The 18,773-nt window shown below is 71.1% G+C and carries 24 protein-coding genes; 17 read left to right on the top strand and 7 right to left on the bottom strand.

Going from position 1 to position 18,773, the window contains the following annotated elements; all coding sequences use genetic code 11:
- Positions 1-51: 51 nt before the first annotated feature.
- Genes BUB75_RS27010 through BUB75_RS26995 form a run of 4 tightly spaced genes read left to right on the top strand, consistent with a single transcriptional unit; the run spans position 52 to position 3,787 of the window.
- Complete coding sequence (locus tag BUB75_RS27010) at positions 52-1,248, top strand: amidohydrolase family protein (RefSeq protein ID WP_073260946.1); 1,197 nt, start codon at positions 52-54, stop codon at positions 1,246-1,248.
- Entirely contained in the window at positions 1,245-2,117 is an 873-nt protein-coding gene (locus BUB75_RS27005) for an enoyl-CoA hydratase (RefSeq protein WP_073260654.1), read from the top strand. The genes BUB75_RS27010 and BUB75_RS27005 overlap by 4 nt, the downstream gene beginning before the upstream one ends.
- Positions 2,117-2,908, top strand: a complete 792-nt coding sequence (locus BUB75_RS27000) for an SDR family oxidoreductase (RefSeq protein WP_073260653.1) — start codon at positions 2,117-2,119, stop codon at positions 2,906-2,908. Before BUB75_RS27005 ends, BUB75_RS27000 begins: the two co-directional genes overlap by 1 nt.
- Before the next feature lie 12 nt (positions 2,909-2,920).
- Entirely contained in the window at positions 2,921-3,787 is an 867-nt protein-coding gene (locus BUB75_RS26995) for an acyl-CoA thioesterase (protein WP_073260652.1), read from the top strand.
- Between the two features lie 79 nt (positions 3,788-3,866).
- Here the strand turns inward: BUB75_RS26995 and BUB75_RS26990 are convergent, their stop codons facing one another.
- A complete protein-coding gene (locus BUB75_RS26990) occupies positions 3,867-4,805 on the bottom strand; it encodes an alpha/beta hydrolase (protein ID WP_073260651.1) in 939 nt (312 codons plus the stop codon).
- Between the two features lie 58 nt (positions 4,806-4,863).
- Between BUB75_RS26990 and BUB75_RS26985 the strand changes: the two genes are divergently transcribed.
- Positions 4,864-5,292: a MerR family transcriptional regulator gene (locus BUB75_RS26985; protein WP_073260650.1), complete on the top strand. Its 429-nt coding sequence runs from the start codon at positions 4,864-4,866 to the stop codon at positions 5,290-5,292.
- 3 nt (positions 5,293-5,295) lie between these two features.
- Here the strand turns inward: BUB75_RS26985 and BUB75_RS26980 are convergent, their stop codons facing one another.
- Complete coding sequence (locus BUB75_RS26980) at positions 5,296-5,694, bottom strand: PPOX class F420-dependent oxidoreductase (RefSeq protein WP_073260649.1); 399 nt, start codon at positions 5,692-5,694, stop codon at positions 5,296-5,298.
- A 51-nt stretch (positions 5,695-5,745) separates the two neighbouring features.
- Here BUB75_RS26980 and BUB75_RS26975 point away from each other — a divergent pair, with 51 nt between their 5' ends.
- Positions 5,746-6,192: a MarR family winged helix-turn-helix transcriptional regulator gene (locus BUB75_RS26975; RefSeq protein WP_178379992.1), complete on the top strand. Its 447-nt coding sequence runs from the start codon at positions 5,746-5,748 to the stop codon at positions 6,190-6,192.
- 47 nt (positions 6,193-6,239) lie between these two features.
- Here BUB75_RS26975 and BUB75_RS26970 read toward each other — a convergent pair whose 3' ends face one another.
- The gene (locus tag BUB75_RS26970; protein ID WP_073260647.1) at positions 6,240-7,055 is read right to left on the bottom strand and encodes an MBL fold metallo-hydrolase; all 816 of its coding nucleotides are present in this window, start codon (positions 7,053-7,055) and stop codon (positions 6,240-6,242) included.
- A gap of 411 nt (positions 7,056-7,466) precedes the next feature.
- Between BUB75_RS26970 and BUB75_RS26965 the strand changes: the two genes are divergently transcribed.
- The 3 genes from BUB75_RS26965 (at position 7,467) to BUB75_RS26955 (ending at position 10,217) form a co-directional block, all read left to right on the top strand.
- Entirely contained in the window at positions 7,467-8,450 is a 984-nt protein-coding gene (locus tag BUB75_RS26965) for a MetQ/NlpA family ABC transporter substrate-binding protein (RefSeq protein ID WP_073260646.1), read from the top strand.
- Positions 8,451-8,512: 62 nt separating this feature from the next.
- On the top strand, positions 8,513-9,556 hold the full coding sequence (locus BUB75_RS26960; RefSeq protein WP_073260645.1) for a methionine ABC transporter ATP-binding protein: 1,044 nt from the start codon (positions 8,513-8,515) through the stop codon (positions 9,554-9,556).
- A 1-nt stretch (position 9,557) separates the two neighbouring features.
- On the top strand, positions 9,558-10,217 hold the full coding sequence (locus BUB75_RS26955; protein WP_073260644.1) for a methionine ABC transporter permease: 660 nt from the start codon (positions 9,558-9,560) through the stop codon (positions 10,215-10,217).
- A gap of 26 nt (positions 10,218-10,243) precedes the next feature.
- Here BUB75_RS26955 and BUB75_RS48200 read toward each other — a convergent pair whose 3' ends face one another.
- Together BUB75_RS48200 and BUB75_RS26950 are read right to left on the bottom strand one after the other, a co-directional pair.
- The gene (locus tag BUB75_RS48200; RefSeq protein WP_281248374.1) at positions 10,244-10,378 is read right to left on the bottom strand and encodes a hypothetical protein; all 135 of its coding nucleotides are present in this window, start codon (positions 10,376-10,378) and stop codon (positions 10,244-10,246) included.
- A complete protein-coding gene (locus tag BUB75_RS26950) occupies positions 10,375-10,860 on the bottom strand; it encodes a TetR/AcrR family transcriptional regulator (protein ID WP_084741791.1) in 486 nt (161 codons plus the stop codon). The genes BUB75_RS48200 and BUB75_RS26950 overlap by 4 nt, the downstream gene beginning before the upstream one ends.
- A gap of 72 nt (positions 10,861-10,932) precedes the next feature.
- Here BUB75_RS26950 and BUB75_RS26945 point away from each other — a divergent pair, with 72 nt between their 5' ends.
- The 6 genes from BUB75_RS26945 (at position 10,933) to BUB75_RS26920 (ending at position 16,094) form a co-directional block, all read left to right on the top strand.
- Complete coding sequence (locus BUB75_RS26945) at positions 10,933-11,496, top strand: hypothetical protein (RefSeq protein ID WP_143175428.1); 564 nt, start codon at positions 10,933-10,935, stop codon at positions 11,494-11,496.
- A 113-nt stretch (positions 11,497-11,609) separates the two neighbouring features.
- Positions 11,610-12,164, top strand: a complete 555-nt coding sequence (locus BUB75_RS26940; RefSeq protein ID WP_073260642.1) for a copper chaperone PCu(A)C — start codon at positions 11,610-11,612, stop codon at positions 12,162-12,164.
- A complete protein-coding gene (locus BUB75_RS26935; protein WP_073260641.1) occupies positions 12,161-13,363 on the top strand; it encodes a Dyp-type peroxidase in 1,203 nt (400 codons plus the stop codon). The genes BUB75_RS26940 and BUB75_RS26935 overlap by 4 nt, the downstream gene beginning before the upstream one ends.
- Positions 13,364-13,365: 2 nt before the next feature.
- Positions 13,366-13,905: a copper resistance CopC family protein gene (locus BUB75_RS26930; protein ID WP_178379991.1), complete on the top strand. Its 540-nt coding sequence runs from the start codon at positions 13,366-13,368 to the stop codon at positions 13,903-13,905.
- Complete coding sequence (locus BUB75_RS26925; protein WP_143175427.1) at positions 13,902-14,483, top strand: hypothetical protein; 582 nt, start codon at positions 13,902-13,904, stop codon at positions 14,481-14,483. The genes BUB75_RS26930 and BUB75_RS26925 overlap by 4 nt, the downstream gene beginning before the upstream one ends.
- 102 nt (positions 14,484-14,585) lie before the next feature.
- Positions 14,586-16,094: a PepSY-associated TM helix domain-containing protein gene (locus BUB75_RS26920; protein ID WP_143175426.1), complete on the top strand. Its 1,509-nt coding sequence runs from the start codon at positions 14,586-14,588 to the stop codon at positions 16,092-16,094.
- 1 nt (position 16,095) lies between these two features.
- Here the strand turns inward: BUB75_RS26920 and BUB75_RS46485 are convergent, their stop codons facing one another.
- Together BUB75_RS46485 and map are read right to left on the bottom strand one after the other, a co-directional pair.
- A complete protein-coding gene (locus tag BUB75_RS46485; RefSeq protein ID WP_178379990.1) occupies positions 16,096-16,272 on the bottom strand; it encodes a hypothetical protein in 177 nt (58 codons plus the stop codon).
- On the bottom strand, positions 16,269-17,039 hold the full coding sequence (gene map, locus BUB75_RS26915; RefSeq protein WP_073260639.1) for a type I methionyl aminopeptidase: 771 nt from the start codon (positions 17,037-17,039) through the stop codon (positions 16,269-16,271). Before map ends, BUB75_RS46485 begins: the two co-directional genes overlap by 4 nt.
- Positions 17,040-17,105: 66 nt before the next feature.
- On the opposite strand from map, the gene BUB75_RS26910 reads away from it, so the two are divergent.
- Together BUB75_RS26910 and BUB75_RS26905 are read left to right on the top strand one after the other, a co-directional pair.
- The gene (locus tag BUB75_RS26910; protein ID WP_073260638.1) at positions 17,106-17,399 is read left to right on the top strand and encodes a helix-turn-helix domain-containing protein; all 294 of its coding nucleotides are present in this window, start codon (positions 17,106-17,108) and stop codon (positions 17,397-17,399) included.
- Between the two features lie 296 nt (positions 17,400-17,695).
- A partial coding sequence (locus tag BUB75_RS26905; protein ID WP_178379989.1) for a DUF222 domain-containing protein occupies positions 17,696-18,773 on the top strand: 1,078 nt, incomplete at its 3' end.

The raw sequence follows: 18,773 nt of genomic DNA, 5'->3' as shown, positions 1-18,773 counted from the left end.
GACGACGTGTCCAGGAAGCTCGACTATCCGGTCTTCGACGCCGACAACCACATGTACGAGACCACCGACGCGTTCACGAAGTACCTGCCCGAGGAGTACGCGGGCCTGGTGAAGTACGTGCAGATCAACGGCCGCACGAAGATCGCCTTACGGAACGTGATCAGCGAGTACATCCCGAACCCGACGTTCAACAAGGTCGCTCCGCCCGGCGCCCAGGAGCTCGAGTTCCGGCTCAAGAACCCGTCGTCGAAGACGAAGGCCCAGCCCGGAGACAAGGAGATCGCGCCACCGCCGCGCTACATCGAGGCGATCCCGGCGTTCTTCAACCCGGCCGAGCGGCTGGAGCTCCTGGACGAGCTCAAGATCGACCGGTCGATGATGTGGCCGACGCTGGCCAGCCTCCTGGAGGAGCGCCTGGCCGACGACCCGGACGCCACCCACGCCGTCATCCACGCGCTCAACCAGTGGATGCACGAGCACTGGACGTTCAACTTCGAGAACCGGATCTTCCCGACGCCGGTGATCACGCTGCCCATCGTGGACAAGGCGATCGCCGAGCTGGAGTGGGTGCTCGAACGCGGCGCTCGCGCCGTCCTCATCCGGCCCGCGCCCGTGCCCGACTACGGCGGACGGCGCCGCTCGCTGGCGCTGCCGGAGTACGACCGGTTCTGGAAGATCGTCCAGGACGCCGGCATCGTCGTCGGCCTGCACGCCTCCGACGACGGTTTCACCCGCTACCTCAACGAGTGGGAGGGGCACGTCGGCGAGTACGTCCCGTTCGCCAAGGGCCGTCCGTCGGCGTTCTCCGCGGTGGTCTCCGCCGAGCACCGGACGATCAAGGACCTCGTCACCTCGATCGTCACTCACGGCCTCGCGACGCGCTTCCCGGACATCCGGTTCATGCCGATCGAGAACGGCAGCGTCTGGGTCAAGCCGATGATCGACGGCCTGCGCAGCGTCTACGACCGGCGGCCGGACATCTTCGACGAGGACCCGATCGAGGCGCTGCTGCGGTCGGTGGTCTTCAACCCGTTCTACGAGGAGGACGTCGTCGGCCTGGTCGAGACCGTCGGCGTCGACCGCGTCGTCTTCGGCTCCGACTACCCGCACCCCGAGGGCATGTTCGACCCGGTCACGTTCGTCGACGAGATCGAGCCCCTGAAAGAAGAGGACAAGGCGAAGATCATGGGTGGCAACCTGGCCCGCCTGATGGGCGTCGACCCGACCGAGTCGGTGCTTGCCGCGTGAGCGACTACGAGTACCTCACGGTCGAGACGCTCGACGACGGCGCGATCGTCCGGATCCTGCTCAACCGCCCCGACCAGCGCAACGCACAGAACCGCGGCCTGCTCGTCGAGCTCAACGAGGCGTTCCTCGCCGCCGAGGCCGACGACGACGTCCGGGTCGTGATCCTCGGCGGCGCCGGGCCGATGTTCTCCGCCGGCCACGACGTCGGCTCGAAGCAGAGCATCGCGGAGGTCACGCCCGGCCCCGGCCAGCACCCGACCTGGCAGGTCAACGGCGGCAGCCGCAGCAGCGTCGAGCGGCTGTACCTGCAGGAGTGGCACTACTTCTTCCAGAACACCAAGCGCTGGCGCGACCTGCGGAAGATCACGATCGCGCAGGTCCACGGCAAGGTGTTCTCCGCGGGCCTGATGCTGATGTGGGCCTGCGACCTGATCGTCTCCGCGGACGACACCGTGTTCTCGGACGTCGTCGGGCAGCGGCTGGGCATGTGCGGCGTCGAGTACTTCGGCCACCCGTGGGAGTTCGGGCCGCGCAAGGCCAAGGAGCTGCTGCTCACCGGCGATTCGCTGACCGCGGACGAGGCGCACCGCCTGGGCATGATCAGCAAGCTCTACCCGGAGGCCGAGCTGCCGGAGAAGACGCTGGAGTTCGCGCGCACGATCGCCCGGCTGCCCACCGTCACGTCGCTCCTGATCAAGGAGTCGGTCAACCAGACCGTCGACCAGATGGGCTTCACCAACGCGCTGAACTCCTGCTTCACGCTGCACGAGCTCAACCACGCGCACTGGGCGCAGATCCACGACGACAAGTTCCCGCTCGCGCGGCCCGAGGACGGCATCGTCGACTGGCGCGCCGCGAGGACCAAATAATGGACCTCCTCGTCCGCGACCGGGCCTACGTCGTCGTCGGTGGCACCGCCGGCATGGGGTTCGCGGCGGCACGGGAGCTGGCCCACGACGGCGCGCGTCTCGCCGTCGTGGGCCGCGACGCCGGTCGCGGCACCGAAGCCGCCTCGACTCTGTCCGAGGCGGGTGCGGCCGAGGCGTTCGCGGTGGCCGCGGACGTCAGCCACCCCGGGTCGGCCGCCGCGGCGGTCACCGAGGCCGCCGAGCGGCTCGGCGGCCTCGACGGGATCGCGGTCACGACCGGCCTGATCGGACACGACCCGATCGAGGTGGACGACGAGCGCTGGACCGCCGCGTTCCAGGACGTCCTGCTCGGCACCGTCCGCAGCGTCCAGGCCGCGCTGCCCTACGTCGAACGCAAGGGCGGCACGATCGTCACCACCGCCGCCTACAGCATCCGCGCCCCGGAAATCGCCCGGCTGCCCTACGCCTCGCTCAAGAGTGGCGTCGCCACGTTCACCAAAGGCATCGCGAAGGCGTACGGGCCCCGGGGCGTCCGGGCGAACTGCGTCTGTCCGGGCGCGATCGAGACCGGCGCGTTGTCCGGACTGCGGGCCCACCTCGCGGCCGAGCGCGGCGTCCCGCCGGAGGGGGTTCTGGAGCGGGTGATGGTCGAGGAGTGGCACCTCGACGTCGCCCTGCGGCGTCCGGGCCGCCCCGAGGAGGCCGGTGAGCTGATCGCGTTCCTCCTCTCCCCACGAGCCGGTTACCTGACCGGCGCGCTGATCAACATCGACGGCGGCACGAACTTCTGAAAGGAGCCGGCTGTGGTTTCTGGGGCTTCTGGGACTTCTGGGGCTTCTGGCGCTTCTGGGGCCTCCGTAGACGACGTCCTCGACGCCCTCCGGCTGCGGTCGCTGGACGCCGGGGTCTGGCAGGGCGACTGCGTGACGACCGGCGGCCCGGCGGTGTTCGGCGGCCAGCTCATCGGGCAGGCACTGGCCGTCGCCGCCGCCGCGCACCCCGGCAAGAGCGTCCGGTCGATCCACACCACGTTCGCCCGGACCGGACGTCCGGACGCACCGGTGACGCTGACCGTCGACACGCTGCACGAGGGGCGGACGTTCGCCGGGTTGACCGTCAGCGTCGGCCAGGGTCAGCGTCGGCTGGCCCGCGCTCAACTGCTGTTGGACGCTCCGGACGACGACCTGATCCGGCACGCGTCCGCCCTACCGGACGTCCCGAAGCCCGACGAGGCGTACCCGCAGCCGCCGATGCTGGACGGCTGGGAGTACCGATTCACCGAGGACGTCGACCTCGGCGACCCGGACGCGGTGGGCCCGCCGGAGCTGCGGGTGTGGTCCCGGTTCCACACCTCGCGGCCCGGCGCCGCCCACCCGCTGCTGGCCTGGGCGAGCGTCGGTTTCCTGATCGGAACCGCGCTGCGCCCGCACCCCGGCCTCGGGCTGGCGCAGGCCCACCACACGCTCTCCACCGGCCCGGTGACCCATGCGCTGACGTTCCACGACGAGTTCGCCGCCGACGAGTGGCTGCTGCTCACGTTCCGCAGCACGTTCGCCGGCGGCGGTCGCGCCTACGGAACCGGCGAGGTCCACACCGCGGGCGGCCGCCTGGTGGCCAGCTGTTCCCAGGATGCAATGATCCGCCGCACGACCGGTCCCGGTGCACTGTGACCAAGATCGACGACGGGATGAAACGCGGATCAGTCGTGCTATAGCAGGACTGATCCGCGTTTCATTTGGCGAGCCGCGGTCAGAGAGGTTTCAGGCCCGCGCGGAGAGCGGCGGTCGCGTCCACGAGGGCCACCGCGGCGTCGTCGAACGGGTGGCGGAGGAACTCGTGGATCATCCCGTCGTACCGTTTCACGGTCACCGGTACGCCGGCCGCCGCGAGGCGCTCGCCGTACTGCTCACCCTCGTCCCGCAGCGCGTCGTACTCGGCAGTGAGGACGAACGCGGGCGGCAGCCCGGAGAGATCCGGCTCCAGCAGCGGTGACACCAGCGGGTCGAGCCGGTCCCGTGCGTCGGCGAGGTAGTGCTCCATGAACCACTCCTGCGCCTCCCGGGCCACGTTGCCGTACTGCCCGGCGAACGTGGTGATCGAGTAGTTCGTCCGCCGGAAGTCCAGGTCGGGGTAGATCAGCAGCTGGAACCGGATCCGCGGGGCCCCGGCGGCGCGGGCCTTCAGCGTGACGACCGCGGCGAGGTTGCCGCCCGCGCTGTCGCCCGCCACCGCGAGCCGCGCCGGATCCACCCCGAGTTCCGCGGCGTGCTCGGCGACCCACGTCGTCGCGGCGAACCCGGTGTCGACCTGCACCGGGAACTTGTGCTCGGGCGCGAGCGGGTAGTCGACCGACACGACGACGCTCCCCGAGCCGTTGGCCAGTGCACGCGCCAGACCGTCGTGGGAGTCGAGGTCGCCGAGCACGTACCCGCCGCCGTGGAAGAACACGACGACGGGCAGCGCGCGGTCGTCCGCAGGCACGCCCAGCGGGCGGTAGATCCGCACCGGAACGCCGTCCCCCACCGTGCGGTCGGTCACCGCGGCGACGTCCTGGCGCTCACCGGCGGACGCCGCGGTCAGCCGGCGCGCCCCGGCACGTGCCAGCTCGGGCGTGACGGTGTGGAGTCCGGCGAAGTTGACGGCGGCCAGGCGATCCAGGTGTTCCCGGACTTGAGGGTGCAGCGGCATGGCGAGGCTCTCCCGAAGGCGAAGCGGATGCGACGCGCTCGAGCCTCTGACTTGAACTATGGTTCAAGTCAAGCCGAAAGGGGGTCGGAGCGTGCGCACCGACGAACTGGACATCGCCGACGTCGCGTCGCGGACCGGTCTGACCGCGTCGGCGCTGCGCTTCTACGAGCGGCGCGGGCTGATCGAATCGAGCGGCCGCAACGGGCTGCGCCGCACCTACGACCCCGCGGTCCTGGACCGGATCACGCTCATCGGGTGCGCACGCGCGGCGGGGTTCACGCTGGCCCAGATCGCCCGGTTCCTCGTCGCGACGCCCGGCGACGACGAGCTGCGGAAGCAGATGGCGGCGAAGGCGCACGCGCTGGAGGAGGACATCGCTCGCCTCACACGGATGCGCGACAGCCTCCGCCACGCCGCGACCTGCACCCACACCCCGCTGGTCGCCTGTCCCGAGTTCAAGTCCCGCCTGGAGGCCGACGCCCCCTGAAACCTACCGGTGCTGGGCCTTGCGTGGTGCGATGCGGCCACCGCTGCCCGCCGACCACTCACCGGCCAGGTTCAGGCTCCACGACGTCTCCGGGGTGACCACGAGAACGTCGTGCCCACCGCGGTCGACGAGCTCGGCGGTGCCGTAGACCCGGAGGTACCGCGGTGTCCACGGGTTCGTGGACGCGAGGTCGTCGATGACCAGCGCGACCAGCTCGTTGCCGTCGCGCACGTTGCGCGCGCGGCGGGTGTTCGTCGGGTCGTAGCCGCCGATGACAAAACGCTCGCCGTCGAACTCGTAGCCGACCGGCACGACGTCGGGCTGCCCACCGGAGGAGACCGTGGCGATGCGGGCGAGCCGCTGCGAGCGGATGTACGTGACCTCTTCGTCCGTGAAGTTCATGCCCTGGATAGTACATGGGATGAACTGTCTGGCACCTGTACGATGAGCGCCGTGGCCGAGAACACCGACGCGCTCGCGTTGATCCAGCTCTCCGGGCTGGTGCAGGGCACGTTCGCGCGGGTCGCGGAGCGTCACGACCTGACGGCGGTGCAGGGGCGGCTGCTCTGCGTCCTGGCCCAGCAGCCGCGCGGCATGGCCGAGCTCGCCCGCCTCTTCGGGGTCGGTAAGGCGAACCTGACCGGGCTGGTCGACCGGGCGGAACAGCGCGGCCTGGTCGAACGCTCGGTGGTTCCCGGTGATCGCCGCGCGGTGCAGGTAGTGCTCACCGAGGACGGACGACGCTCGGCACGCGCGTTCCACAGCGAGGTCACCGGCGAAATCGCCGGTCTGCTGGAGCCGCTGTCACCGGCAGCGCGCGCCGGCTTCCGCGAGGCCGCGGTCACGATCGCCGACGCCGCGGCCCACCCCGGCGCCTGGGGCCCCGCCCGCCCCTGCTGACCCGCCGGCCCGAGAGCCCGGCGACCCTGACGGCCCGGCGAACCCGGCTAGCGGCCTGCGCGGATCTCGATGCGCTCGGCGGGGCGTGCGATCCGGATCGGACCGTCGAACTCACCGGCGGCGGCCGCGCGATTGGCGTCCAACCAGGCCTTGTCGCGCGTGGGCAGATGGGTCAGCAGCAGCGCACCGACGGCCGCTTCGGCCGCCACGCGGCCGGCCTCGCGGCCGCAGAGATGGCCGTGCGGTCCGGGATCGGGTTCCGCCAGCGTCGCCTCCGCCACCAGCAGGTCGACGCCGCGCGCCAGGTCGATCAGCGCCGGGGTCATCCCGGTGTCACCGGTGTAGGCCAGGGCGCTGTCCGGGCCGAGCACGCGGATGCCGCAGTTCGGGGCCGCGTGCCGCAGCTCGACCAGCGTGATCGTGCAGTCCCCCACCGTGACGACGTCACCCGGCGAGTACTCCCGGACGTCGAAGGCCACCTCGAACGCGCGGTCCAGGATCGGCGTCGAGGCGACCGGGAACAGCCCGGCCCACCGGCGCAGCAGGTCACCGCTCCCGGCCGGGACGTAGAGCGGCACCGGCCGGAACTCCCCGGCCGTCTCGAAGCCGAGGCCAGGGAAGTGCGCCAGCCGGTTGAGCAGCGACTTCCCGATCGGCAGCAAGTCGTAGCAGTGGTCGCTGTGCAGGTGGCTGAGGATCACCGCATCCAGGTCGACGGCGGGCAGGATGCCGCTGAGCGCGGTGGCGATGCCCGGTCCGCAGTCCAGCAGCAGCCGGGTCGCCGCGGTCTCGACCAGGTAGCCCGAACTCGGCTCACCGTCGGCGGGCACCCCTGCCCGGCAGCCCAGGATCGTCAGTCGCACCCGCCCGACGGTACGGCGCGGAGGTGTCCGAGAGCCGAACTGCGAGCGTCCGGACACGCTTCGATAACCGCTTCCTCAGTTTGCCTACCGGGCTGCTAGGCTTTCGCGCACTGGGTCGGACGCCGTTCCGACGGAGCACGCGTAGAGGGAGGCCTGCGATCGCGCACAGAACATCTGCGCCGGGATGTCCGCAACGGACCTCCGGCGTGCGCGGCGTGGGCTCGGCCCTCGGAACGCCCCGGCACCGGACGGCCCGGCCACTTCGGATGGCCGGCACGTCCGGATGAGCCGGCACGTCCGGGGCGCCGGCTCCCGGTGTCGCTGACACACCGCCCTTTCGCCTAGCCCTTCCACCGTGGGGCGGGCTTTCCCCTGCCCGCCCCGCGGGCTACCCCCATCCCTGGAGACATCATGTCCGAGAACGAGTCACCCGACTCCAAATCCGAAGAGCTGCCCGACGAGCCGCGACTGCCGTCCCGCGGCGGTGCCGGCCGGCGCCGCACGGTGTGGATCGCCGCCGCCGCGGTGGTCGTCGTCGCCGCGCTGCTGATCGGCTTCGCGGTGGCGCGCGGCGGGGACGACGACAGCGGCTCCGGCGACAAGCAGACGATCAGCATCGGTGTCGTCGACGCGTCGCAGCCGTACTGGAAGACGTTCTCGAAGCTCGCCGACGAAGAGCTCGACGTCACGCTGAAGTTCGTCAACTTCAACGACTACAGCCAGCCGAACCCGGCGCTCAAGGAGAAGCAGCTGGACCTCAACCAGTTCCAGCACATCCAGTACCTGGCGAACTACAACGTCACCGCGGGTGACGACCTCCAGCCGATCGGCGCGACCGCGGTCTACCCGCTGCCGCTCTACTCGCTGAAGTTCAAGGACCCGGCGTCGCTGCCGGCGAACGCGAAGGTCGCGATCCCGAACGACGCGATCAACGAGGCGCGTGGCCTGCTCGTGCTCCAGGCCGCCGGGCTGCTGACGCTGAAGAACGGCGGCGGCGCGTTCTCCACCGTCGAGGACATCGAGACCAAGAAGGTCGACGTCACCACGCTCGACGCCTCGCAGACCGCCGGTGCGCTGCAGAGCGGCTCGGTGGTCGCCGCGATCGTGAACAACAACTACGCGACGCCGGCCGGGCTCAAGCCGACCCAGGCGATCTTCAAGGACGACCCGGGCAGCCCCAGCGCCGCGCCGTACGTCAACATCTTCACCGCTCGTAAGGCCGACGCGAAGAACGAGACGTACCTGAAGCTCGCCGCGCTCTACCACGACCCGGAGGTCGAGAAGGGCGTCCAGGAGGCGAACAGCGGCACCGCGGTGTTCCGCACAACCTCGCCGGAGCAGCTCCAGAAGGACCTCGCGACCGTGGAGCAGCAGGCCCGCGACGCGAAGAAGTAATCCACCCGTCCAGACCGAACGGCCCGGCGATCCGCCGGGCCGTTCGGAGTGAGGAAACACCGATGCCCGCCGAGGTACACGTGCGCTTCGAGCACGTCGGCAAGTCGTTCAACGGACGTGGCCGCAAGGCCGCGCCCCAGGTGGCGCTCGAGGACGTCAACCTGGAGATACGCCGCGGTGAGGTGTTCGGCGTCATCGGCCATTCGGGGGCGGGCAAGAGCACGCTGGTGCGGTTGATCAACGGCCTGGAGACGCCGACGACCGGGAAGGTCCACGTCGGCGAGCGCGAGCTGACCGCGCTGTCCGAGCGGGGCCGCCGCGAGGTGCGCCGCGACATCGGGATGATCTTCCAGCAGTTCAACCTGTTCCGGTCGCGGACGGTGGCCGGCAACGTCGCGTACCCGCTGAAGGTCGCGGGCGTGAAACAACCCGAGCGCGACAAGCGGGTGGCGCGGCTGCTGGACTTCGTCGGGCTGCTCGACCGCGCCCACGACCACCCCGAACAGCTCTCCGGCGGGCAGAAGCAGCGGGTCGGCATCGCCCGCGCGCTGGCCACCGAGCCGTCGCTGCTGCTCGCGGACGAGGCGACCAGCGCGCTCGACCCGGAGACCACCGGTGAGGTGCTGGCGCTGTTGCGCCGGGTCAACCGCGATCTCGGCGTCACGATCGTGATCATCACCCACGAGCTGGACGTCATCCGGTCGGTCGCCGACCGGGTCGCGGTGCTCGACTCCGGACGGGTCGTCGAGACCGGCAGCGCCTACGACGTTTTCGCGCAAGCGAAGACCGAGGCCGCCGCCCAGTTCGTGCGCACCGCGCTGCGCGACCGGCCGTCGCCGGAGACGCTGGCCCGCCTCCGTGCCCGGCACCCCGGACGGTTGATCACGGTCCGGGTGCGTGATCAGGAGGGCTTCCAGACCCGGCTGGCCCGCACGTTCCTCGACCACCAGGTGGCCGCGGACATCGTGTTCGGCGGCATCAGCGAACTCCAGGAGCGTCCGGTGGGCAGCCTGACGTTCGAGCTCACCGGGGACGAGGACGCGGTGGACGCCGCCCTCGCGGCGTTGCGCGCGGACGGCGTCGATCTGGTCGAGGAAGAGGCCTGACATGGACGAGTTCGTCAGCAATCTCCCGGTGTACCGGGAGGCCATCCAGCAGACGTTCTACATCGTCTCGATCTCGCTGGTCGTCGGCGGTCTGCTCGGGCTGGTCCTGGGCCTGGTGCTGTACGCGACACGGCCGGGCAACCTGCTGTCCAACCGGGCGGTGTTCGTGGGGATCAACATCGCGGTGAACGTCGTCCGGCCGGTGCCGTTCGTCATCTTCATCACCGCGATCCAGCCGCTGATGCTGCACACGATCGGGACCACGATCGGCACGAACGCGGTGACGTTCGCGCTGTCGCTGTCGGCGGCGTTCGCGATCAGCCGGATCGTCGAGCAGAACCTGCTCACGGTCGACCCGGGTGTGGTCGAGGCGGCCCGCGCCGCCGGTGCCCGCCCGATCGGGATCCTGGTCACCGTGCTGATCCCCGAGGCGCTGGGCCCGTTGATCCTCGGTTACACGTTCATCTTCGTGGCGATCGTCGACATGTCCGCGCAGGCCGGGCTGTTCGGCGGCGGTGGCCTCGGCGACTTCGCGATCACGTACGGCTCGCAGCGTTACAACTGGCCGGTCGTCTACATCACGGTCGCGACGATCGTCGTCATCGTGCAGGCCGGTCAGTTCCTCGGGAACTGGCTCGCCCGCCGCGCCCTGCGGCGCTGACGCGGCCGGACCGGGCAGCCCACGAGTCAGCGGCTCGTGGGCCGCCCCCGGCCTGGTAACCCACCGAGAGCCACCAGCCCGGCGGCGGGCGTGATGAGCGGCCGGGCGATCAGCCACCGGCCGTCCTCCAGCCTGGCGACCCGGTGTTCGATCGTCGTCATGGCTCTCCCGGTGCATCGGATTGCACTGCCGGTGCAATTAGAAGCTCCGTCACCGCCTCGACCGACCGGCCCTGGATCAGGTCCAGCAGCTCGGGCGCCTGGCTGACCTCGGCGTACGCCAGCCGACGCAGGGCCGCCGATCGGTCGTCGTTGAAGCACTCCAGCAGGCGGAACCCGGCCTGCTCGAGCACGGTCCGCACGTCCTCGTCCGGCTTCCGCAGGGGGTCCAGCGCGGCCAGGTTCCGGGCGGCGGTTCGCTCGGCCTCGACCGCGATCACCGCGCGCAGCAGCCCCAGCTTGTCGCCGAAGTGGTTGTACACGGTGTGCTTGGCGACACCGGCCTTCGCCGCGATCACCTCGACGCCGGCCGCCGCGTACCCCTCCTGGGAGAACACGTCGAACGCCGCGTCGAGGATCGCCGGACGCTTGTCCAGGCGCCCGCGCGGCACGGCGCCACCGTGGTCCTCGCCGCGCCGCGTCACGCCGTCACCGTACCGGCCGCGCCGTCCGCTCCCCGACACCGAGCCGTCCCGGCGTCTGGCATGATCTCCGGCATGACGAGCCAGGGCCTGCTGCGCGAAGCGCGCGCCCTCGTGTTCGTCCTGGTCTGTCTGAGCCTGTCGGTGACGCTGCACACCTGGGCGCACGGCGACCAGCCACCGATCCTGGTGCTGATGGCCGGCGCCGGCCTGGTCCTGTCGGTGGCGCTGCCGCTGACCGGTCGCCAGCGCGGCCTGCCGGTGATCGCCGCGGGTCTGGCCGTCACCCAGGCGGGGCTGCACGGGCTGTTCACGCTCGTCCCGTCCGGCGGCGCGCACGTCATGACGACGATGCCGACGCCCGGCACGATGCTCGCCGCCCACGTGGTGGCCGGTGGGCTGACCGCGCTCTGGCTCTACGCCGGTGAGGTTGCGGTGTGGGGCCTCGTGCGGTGGCTCGCTCGACGGATGCCCGCACTGAGTGTGCTGTTCGCGCTGGTGGCGCTGCGTCTGCTCGCCCCGGCGCCGCGTCGTTTCCGGCCCCGGCTCGCCGCGCTCCGTGCGCCGCTGCCGGCTCCGGTGTTCCGGCGCAGCGTGGAGCGGCGGGGGCCGCCGTCCACGGTCGCCGTGACGGCCTGACTCGTCCCCCTCCCGTCGGCGACCGCCGACGGTTACTGGTGCGCGCGTGTCGTGCCGCCTCACGGCTCCGGGTCTGCCCCCTTGCCGTTTCGATACCCCCGTGAGGTATTCCCATGTCTTCTCGTTCCCGCGGCCTCGCCCTGCTGGCCGCCACCGTCCTCTCCGCCGGCGTGCTCGCCGGGTGCGGTGGCTCGACCGATGCGTCGACGCCCACCACGACCCCGACCGCCCCTACCCCCAGCACCCCGACCGCCAGCACGTCGTCCGCCGCGTCCGCGATCACCGTCACCGACCCCTGGGTCAAGGCCGCCGACAAGGGCATGACCGCGGCGTTCGGCACGCTGGTCAACACCACCGACAAGCCGCTGACCGTGGTCGGCGCGTCCTCGCCCGTCTCCGTGATGGAACTGCACGAGATGGTGATGAAGGACGGCAAGATGCTCATGCAGCCGAAGGAGGGCGGGTTCACGCTGCCCGCCGGCGGGAAGCACGAGCTCTCGCCCGGCGGCGACCACCTGATGTTCATGAGCGTGAAAACCCCGGTGAAGCCTGGCGACGAGGTCACGATCACGCTCGCACTGTCCGACGGCAGCACCGTGCCGTTCACCGCGGTCGGCAAGCCGTTCACCGGCGCCGAGGAGAGCTACGACCCCGGCGCACACTCGTGAACAGGCGCGGTCTGCTCACCGGCGGTGCCGCGGCCGTCGGCGGTGCGCTCGTCGGCGCCGCGACCGCGGTGGCCGCCTCCTCCGACGAGCCGGCGCCCGTCGTCCGAATGAAAGACGTGGACTATGGGCACGCGATCGAGCCGTTCCACGGCCGACGTCAGTCGGGCGTCGACACCCGTCCGCAGGCGTTCGCGTCGTTCGTGGGGTTCACGCTCAAGCCCGGCACCGACCGGGCAGCCCTCGGCCGGATGCTGCGGCTGCTCACCGACGACGCGGCCCGGCTCACCCAGGGGCGGCCCGCGCTCGGCGACACCGAGGCCGAGCTCGCGCTGCTCCCGGCCCGGCTGACCGTCACGTTCGGTTTCGGCCCCGGCCTCTACGAGGCCGCCGGGCTGGCCGCGCGGCGGCCCGCGTCCGCCGTCGACCTGCCCGCGTTCGCCATCGACCGCCTGCAGGCGCGCTGGTCCGGCGGTGATCTGCTCCTGCAGATCTGTGCGGACGACGCGACGACGGTCGCCCACGCCCAACGCATGCTCATCAAGGACGCCAGGCCGTTCGCGGCCGTCCGCTGGGTGCAGCGCGGGTTCCGGCGTGGGCGCGGCGTCGAGTCCGACGGCGCCACCCACCGTAACCTGATGGGCCAGCTCGACGGCACGGTCAACCCGGTCGTCGGTAGCCCGTCGTACGATCCGGCGGTGTGGGTCCGTGACGGCCCGGTCTGGCTGAAGGACAGCACCACGCTCGTGCTCCGCCGGATCCGGATGGAGATCGAGACCTGGGACAAGCTGTCGCGCACCGACAAGGAACTTGCCGTCGGCCGCAAGCTCGATACGGGCGCGCCGCTGACCGGCGAGCGCGAGCACGACGAGCCGGACTTCACCGCGGTGGACTCCGTCGGCCTGCCGGTGATGCCGAACTTCGCGCACGTGACCCGGGCACACGTGAGCGATGAACGGCTCCGCATTCTCCGTCGTCCTTACAGTTACGACGGCGAACCGGACGCGGCGGGCGTCCCCGACAGCGGGCTGATCTTCGCCGCGTTCCAGGCCGACATCGCGCAGCAGTACGTCCCGATCCAGAAGCGACTCGCCGAACAGGACCTGATGAACCAGTGGACGACACCGATCGGATCCGCCGTTTTTGCGATCCCGCCCGGCTGCGCCGAGGGCGGCTGGGTCGGGGAGCAGGTGCTGTCCTGACGTTGGTCGTTGCGTTCGTGCTGGCGCTGACGCCGCAACCGGCGCGGGCGCACTCCGGGCTGACGAGTAGCAGCCCGGCCGCCGACAGCACGGTCACCACCGCGCCGACCGAGCTCACGCTGACGTTCGCCGAGGTGGTCCGGGGATCGTTGAGCACGGTCGTGGTGACCGGTCCGGACGGGGCGCGCTACCAGTCCGGCTCGCTCCGCGCCGTCGACCGGACCCTCACCCAGCCGGTGAAGCCGCTGATCTCGGGTAGGTACACGGTGGCCTGGCGGATCGTGTCCGCGGACGGGCACCCGCTGCAGGGCGTCTACACGTTCACCGCGGACCTGCCGTCGCCGAGCCCGAGCCCTGTTGCTCCGACCACGCCGTCGGCGGCCGACACCCCGTCCGCGGTCGACACCCCGTCTCCGGCTGCCGTCTCGGCGGCTCAGGAGGACGAGGGCGGGAACGGTCTGTTGCTCGCGGCCGCGGCCGCGGGCCTGCTCGTCGTGATCGTCGGCGGCGTGGCGCTGGTGTGGAGGCGTCGTTCCGCGTGATCCAGCCGTCCGGACAGCGACGCCTCGCGGAGGAGCCATCGCTCCTCCGCGAGGTGCGCGCTGCCATGTTCGCGCTGGTCAGCCTGTGTCTGTCGGTGACGCTGCACAGCTGGGCGCACGGCGGTACCCCGGCGCCGGCCGGGATGGTCGCCGGAGCCGGGCTGATGCTCGGCCTCGGCACCCTGCTCGGTAATCGCCGACGCGGATTCGTCGTCATCGTCGGTGCGCTCGGGGTGGCGCAGGCGGTCCTGCACGTCGTGTTCAGCGTCTCGTCGGCGGGCGGGCACGTGATGGCCCCGCCGCACTCCCCGGCCGCGATGCTCGGCGCCCACCTCGTCGCCGGAGCACTGACGGCCTGCTGGCTCTACGCCGGTGAGGTCGCGATTTGGCGGGTCGCGGGGTGGCTCGCGCGCCGGGTCCCGTCGCTCGGTGCGCTGTTCGCTCTACTCCGGCTCGCCGTTCCGGCCCCGGCGCCGCGGCTGACCCCGTGGCGCCTCGCCGAACGTCCGGTCGCAGTCCCTGATCCGCCGTGGCGGCGTTCCGTCGTCCGCCGCGGTCCACCGGTCCGGTCGCTCTGACGTTTGGGTGCGCCTGATGGCGCATCTGGCACGCCACTGACCCCATCTCATGCACGGCGGACGCGTTCTCGCGTACCGCCGCGATGACGTCTGGAGCTTCCCGTGACCGTGAACGCTGATCCACCCCGCGAGACCGAACCGAACACTCCCGAACCGACCGCCACCACCGCCGTCGCCGATCCACCGCAGACCTCACCAGCCGAACCGGCCGCGACTGCGGGGGCAGTGGCGCCTGCGCGCTCGGCGCGCTGGGCGCTGTTGCGACGTCTGCACTTCTACGCCGGGATCCTCATCGCGCCGTTCCTGTTCGTCGCCGCGCTGACCGGCCTGGCCTACACGCTCGCGCCGCAGCTCAACCAGGTCGTCTACGGCCAGGAGCTCCGCGTCGACGCGGTGCGCGACACAAAGGTCCCGCTCGCCGACCAGGTCTCCGCGGCCCGCCAGGCCCATCCCGACGGCACCCTCAGCACCGTCTCGGTGTTCGACGATCCGGAGGCGACGACCCAGATCTCGTTCTCCACCCCGGAGCTCGCGGCCGAGGACAAGGTCAGCACCGTCTACGTCGATCCGTACTCCGGCGAGGTGCGCGGCACGCTGACCACCTGGTACGGCGCCACTCCCCTGCAGACCTGGCTGGACAGCTTCCACCGCACGCTGAATCTCGGCGACACCGGACGGCTCTACTCCGAGCTGGCCGCGTCCTGGCTCTGGGTCGTCGCGCTTGGCGGCCTGGTCCTCTGGCTCGGCCGCAAGCATGCCTACCGCGGTGAGCGCGCGGCGCGTCGCCGTGCGGTGCTGCCCGACCTGAAGGCGAAGGGCGTCCGCCGGACGCGCGGCTGGCACGCGTCGGTCGGCGTCTGGACCATCGTCGGACTACTGATCCTCTCCGCGACCGGGCTCACCTGGTCGCAGTACGCCGGTGCACGGTTCGGTTCACTGCTCGACGCCATGCAGGGCCACGCCCCCGCGCTGGACGCCGCCCTCCCTACCGGCGGCCACCACAGCAGCCCCGCGCCGGCCGAACCGCGGGAATCGGACCTGCCGTCCGGCGCGTCCCTCGAGCAGGTCCTCGAGGCCGCCGGACCGATGGACGGTCGGCTCGACATCGCGATCCCGCCCGACGCGAGCACCGCGTACACGGTCGCGCAGGACGACGGCCTGTGGCCGGTCGGGTTCGATCAGGTCGCGGTCGATCCCGCGTCCGGCGACGTCCTGCAGCGGGTGGAGTACGGGGACTGGCCGTTCCTCGCCAAGCTCACGAAGATCGGCATCCGCGCGCACATGGGCGAGTTGTTCGGACTCGTCAACCAGATCCTGCTGGCCGCACTCGCGCTCGGCCAGCTCTGCGTCATCGTCTGGGGCTACCGCATGTGGTGGCAGCGGCGCCCCACGCGCAGCGACCGTAAGGCCGTTCTCGGCTCGGCGCCGCCGCGCGGCGGCTGGCGGACGCTGCCGCGCTGGTTCCTGGTCGTCGGTATCCCGGTGACGCTGTTCGTCGGCTGGGCGATGCCGCTGCTCGGAATCACGCTCGGCGTGTTCCTCGTCGTCGACCTGCTCGTCGGCGCGTTCCGCTGGGCGCTCCGCACGCCGCCACCGCGGCTGACCGACTGACCTACCGCGTGTCCGTGGGGCGGGTCCGTTCCGGACCCGCCCCGTCAGTCTTCGGGATGGCGCGGATCCACGCGGCGAGCGTGAGGCCCGCGGGTTCCGGCTCGCCGCGCTCGCCGGTGTCGAGCTCGTCGATCGCGGTCAGCCCCGTCGCAGGGAGGTAGGTCAGTACCCGGCTCACTTCGGCAGGGTGAGAACCTCGGCTCCGTCGTCGGTGATGAAGATCGTGTGTTCGCTGTGTGCGGTCCGGCAGCCCGTCGCGCTCCGGAGCGTCCAGCCATCGGCGTCGGTGATGAGTTTGGCGGTGTCCGCCATGACCCATGGCTCCAGGGCCAGCAGCAGCCCGGGTCGTAGCTTGTAGCCACGGCCGGGCCGCCCGGTGTTCGAAATGTGCGGCTCCTGGTGCATCGTCGAGCCGACGCCATGTCCGCCGAACTCGGTGTTGATCTGGTACCCCGCCTCGCTGAGGACCGAGCCGATGGCGTGGGAGAGGTCCCCGATGCGAGCCCCGGGGCCGGCTGCGGCGATTCCCGCACGCAACGCGCGCTCGGTCGCGCGGATCATCGCGACGCTCTCCGGCGGCTTCGAGTCGCCCACGAGGAAGCTGATCGCGGAGTCCGCGACGACTCCGCCCAGCGAGACGGCGAGGTCGAGCGTCAGCAGGTCGCCGTCGGCAAGCGTGTAGTCGTGGGGCAGCCCGTGGAGCACGGCGTCGTTGACCGACGTGCAGATGTAGTGACCGAACGGCCCGCGTCCGAAGGACGGCTCGTAGTCGACGTAGCAGGACAGCGCCCCGGCGTCGACGATCATCTCCTGGGCCCACCGGTCGATGTCCAGGAGGTTCGTGCCGACCGCGCTGCGGCCCTCGAGGGTTTGCAATATGCCCCCGACCAGGGCACCTGCCTCCCGGGCTCGGGGCAGGTCGGTCGGGTTCAAGATCTCGATCATCCGGTGCCTTCTTCGCGCATCCAATAACTATCCCGGTAATACTATGCCGGTACTAGAATCGGTGCCATGGTCAGGTTGCCGCTCACTCCCGCAGAGGTCGAGCGCGGACAGCGTCTCGGCGCCCTCCTGCGACATGCCCGGGGGCAGCGCTCGATGCTCACCACCGCGTTGGACGCGGGCGTCTCACCGGAGACGCTCCGGAAGATCGAGTCCGGTCGCGTTGCCACGCCGGCGTTCTCGACCATCGCCGCGATCGCCGATGTGTTGGGGCTGTCGCTTGATGCACTGTGGACAGAGGTCAACCGGTCGGCCGACGTGGCCGGCTCGGATCACAGAGCCGGCGAGCGATTGGTTTCGTAAGCGAGCCGCCCCGCCCGATCGATCAGGCTCGCCTCATCGCCGCGCGGATGTCCCGCCCCGTGCGCCTCATGGGCCCACCGCGAAGCGCGCCGAGGCGCCTGTGGGAAGCGGTTTTGTGTCGGTGGGGGTCGATAGAATTCGCACATGAGTTCGATGGCCGAGTGCGTCGCAGCGCTGCGGGAGCTAGCCGGGGAAGACCTGGCCGGGCTCCCGGACGCTGCACAGCTCGGCCGGGTGGAGGACTGGGAAGAAGCCGTCCGCGTAGCAACGCCGGGCTCGCCGCGGCGGTGGGGTCGGTGCACCGGTGTGGTGCGGTCGCCTACAACGGCGCGCCCTCGACGAAGGCCTGGCTGCAGGGCCGCCTGAGGATGACGTCGGGTGAGGCCAGCGCGCTGGTGGATACCTCACGTCGTCTACGGGATCTGCCGCGCTTCGCGGAAGCGTTGTCGGCGGGTGTGGTGTCGTTCGGGCACGTGAAGGTCGCAGCGTGGCTGGCGCGGAAAGTCGACGCCGTCGACCCGGCGCTGGTGCCGGTAGCCGAGGAGATGCTTTTCGAGAACGCCCACCGGCTCAGCTCCTCCGAGCTACGGCAGGTCGCGAAGCGGATCCTCGAGAACCTGGTCCCGGAGAAACAGCGCCCGCCAGATCCGGAACGCGCGGTGTACCTGGGTCAGACCATCGACGACATCTGGGACCTGAAGGGGTCGTTGTCGCCGGAGTGCGGGGCGATGCTGCAGACCTGCTTCACCTCGATGCCCGCACCCGATCCCGAGGACATGCGGTCGGCGGCCGAACGCCGCCACGACATGCTCGCCGATCTGGTCCGGCGAATCCTCGACAGCGGTGACCTGCCCACCAAAGCCGGCGAACAGCCGCACTTGACGGTGCTGGTCCACGCCAGCGATCTGCGCCGCACCCCGGGCGGCCGCACCGTTCTGGCCGACGACCCGTTCCCCGACACCGCGGCGGATCCGGAGTGGACCGGCGAGTGGGACTGGGACGTACTTGCCGACTGGCTCGCCGACCCCCAGCCCCAACCCGAACCCGCGGCCCCCACTCGCTACTACCCCGACAGCGGCCCCGGCGGTCCCGACACGCGCTCCGGCAGCGGTCCCGGCCGTGGCTCCGGCGGCGGCCGGGGTAACAGCCCCAACAGCGGCCCCGGCAGCTCCGGCGGGGCCCGGGAAGCGGCTCCGGCCGTGGTCCCCGGATCTGGGTTCCCGGCAGCCGGTGGGTCCCCGGACCCGGCGACGGAGGCCGCACCGACTTCGGCGACACCCTCCCCCTCGAAGCCATCGACCGCATCGCCTGCGACGCCGCGATCAACCGCATCGTCCTCGGACCCGACGATGTGCCGATCGCGGTCGGACGCCG

The sequence above is a fragment of the Cryptosporangium aurantiacum genome, assembly GCF_900143005.1.
Taxonomy (GTDB): domain Bacteria; phylum Actinomycetota; class Actinomycetes; order Mycobacteriales; family Cryptosporangiaceae; genus Cryptosporangium; species Cryptosporangium aurantiacum.
This window is presented reverse-complemented; position numbering and strand designations above follow the sequence as displayed.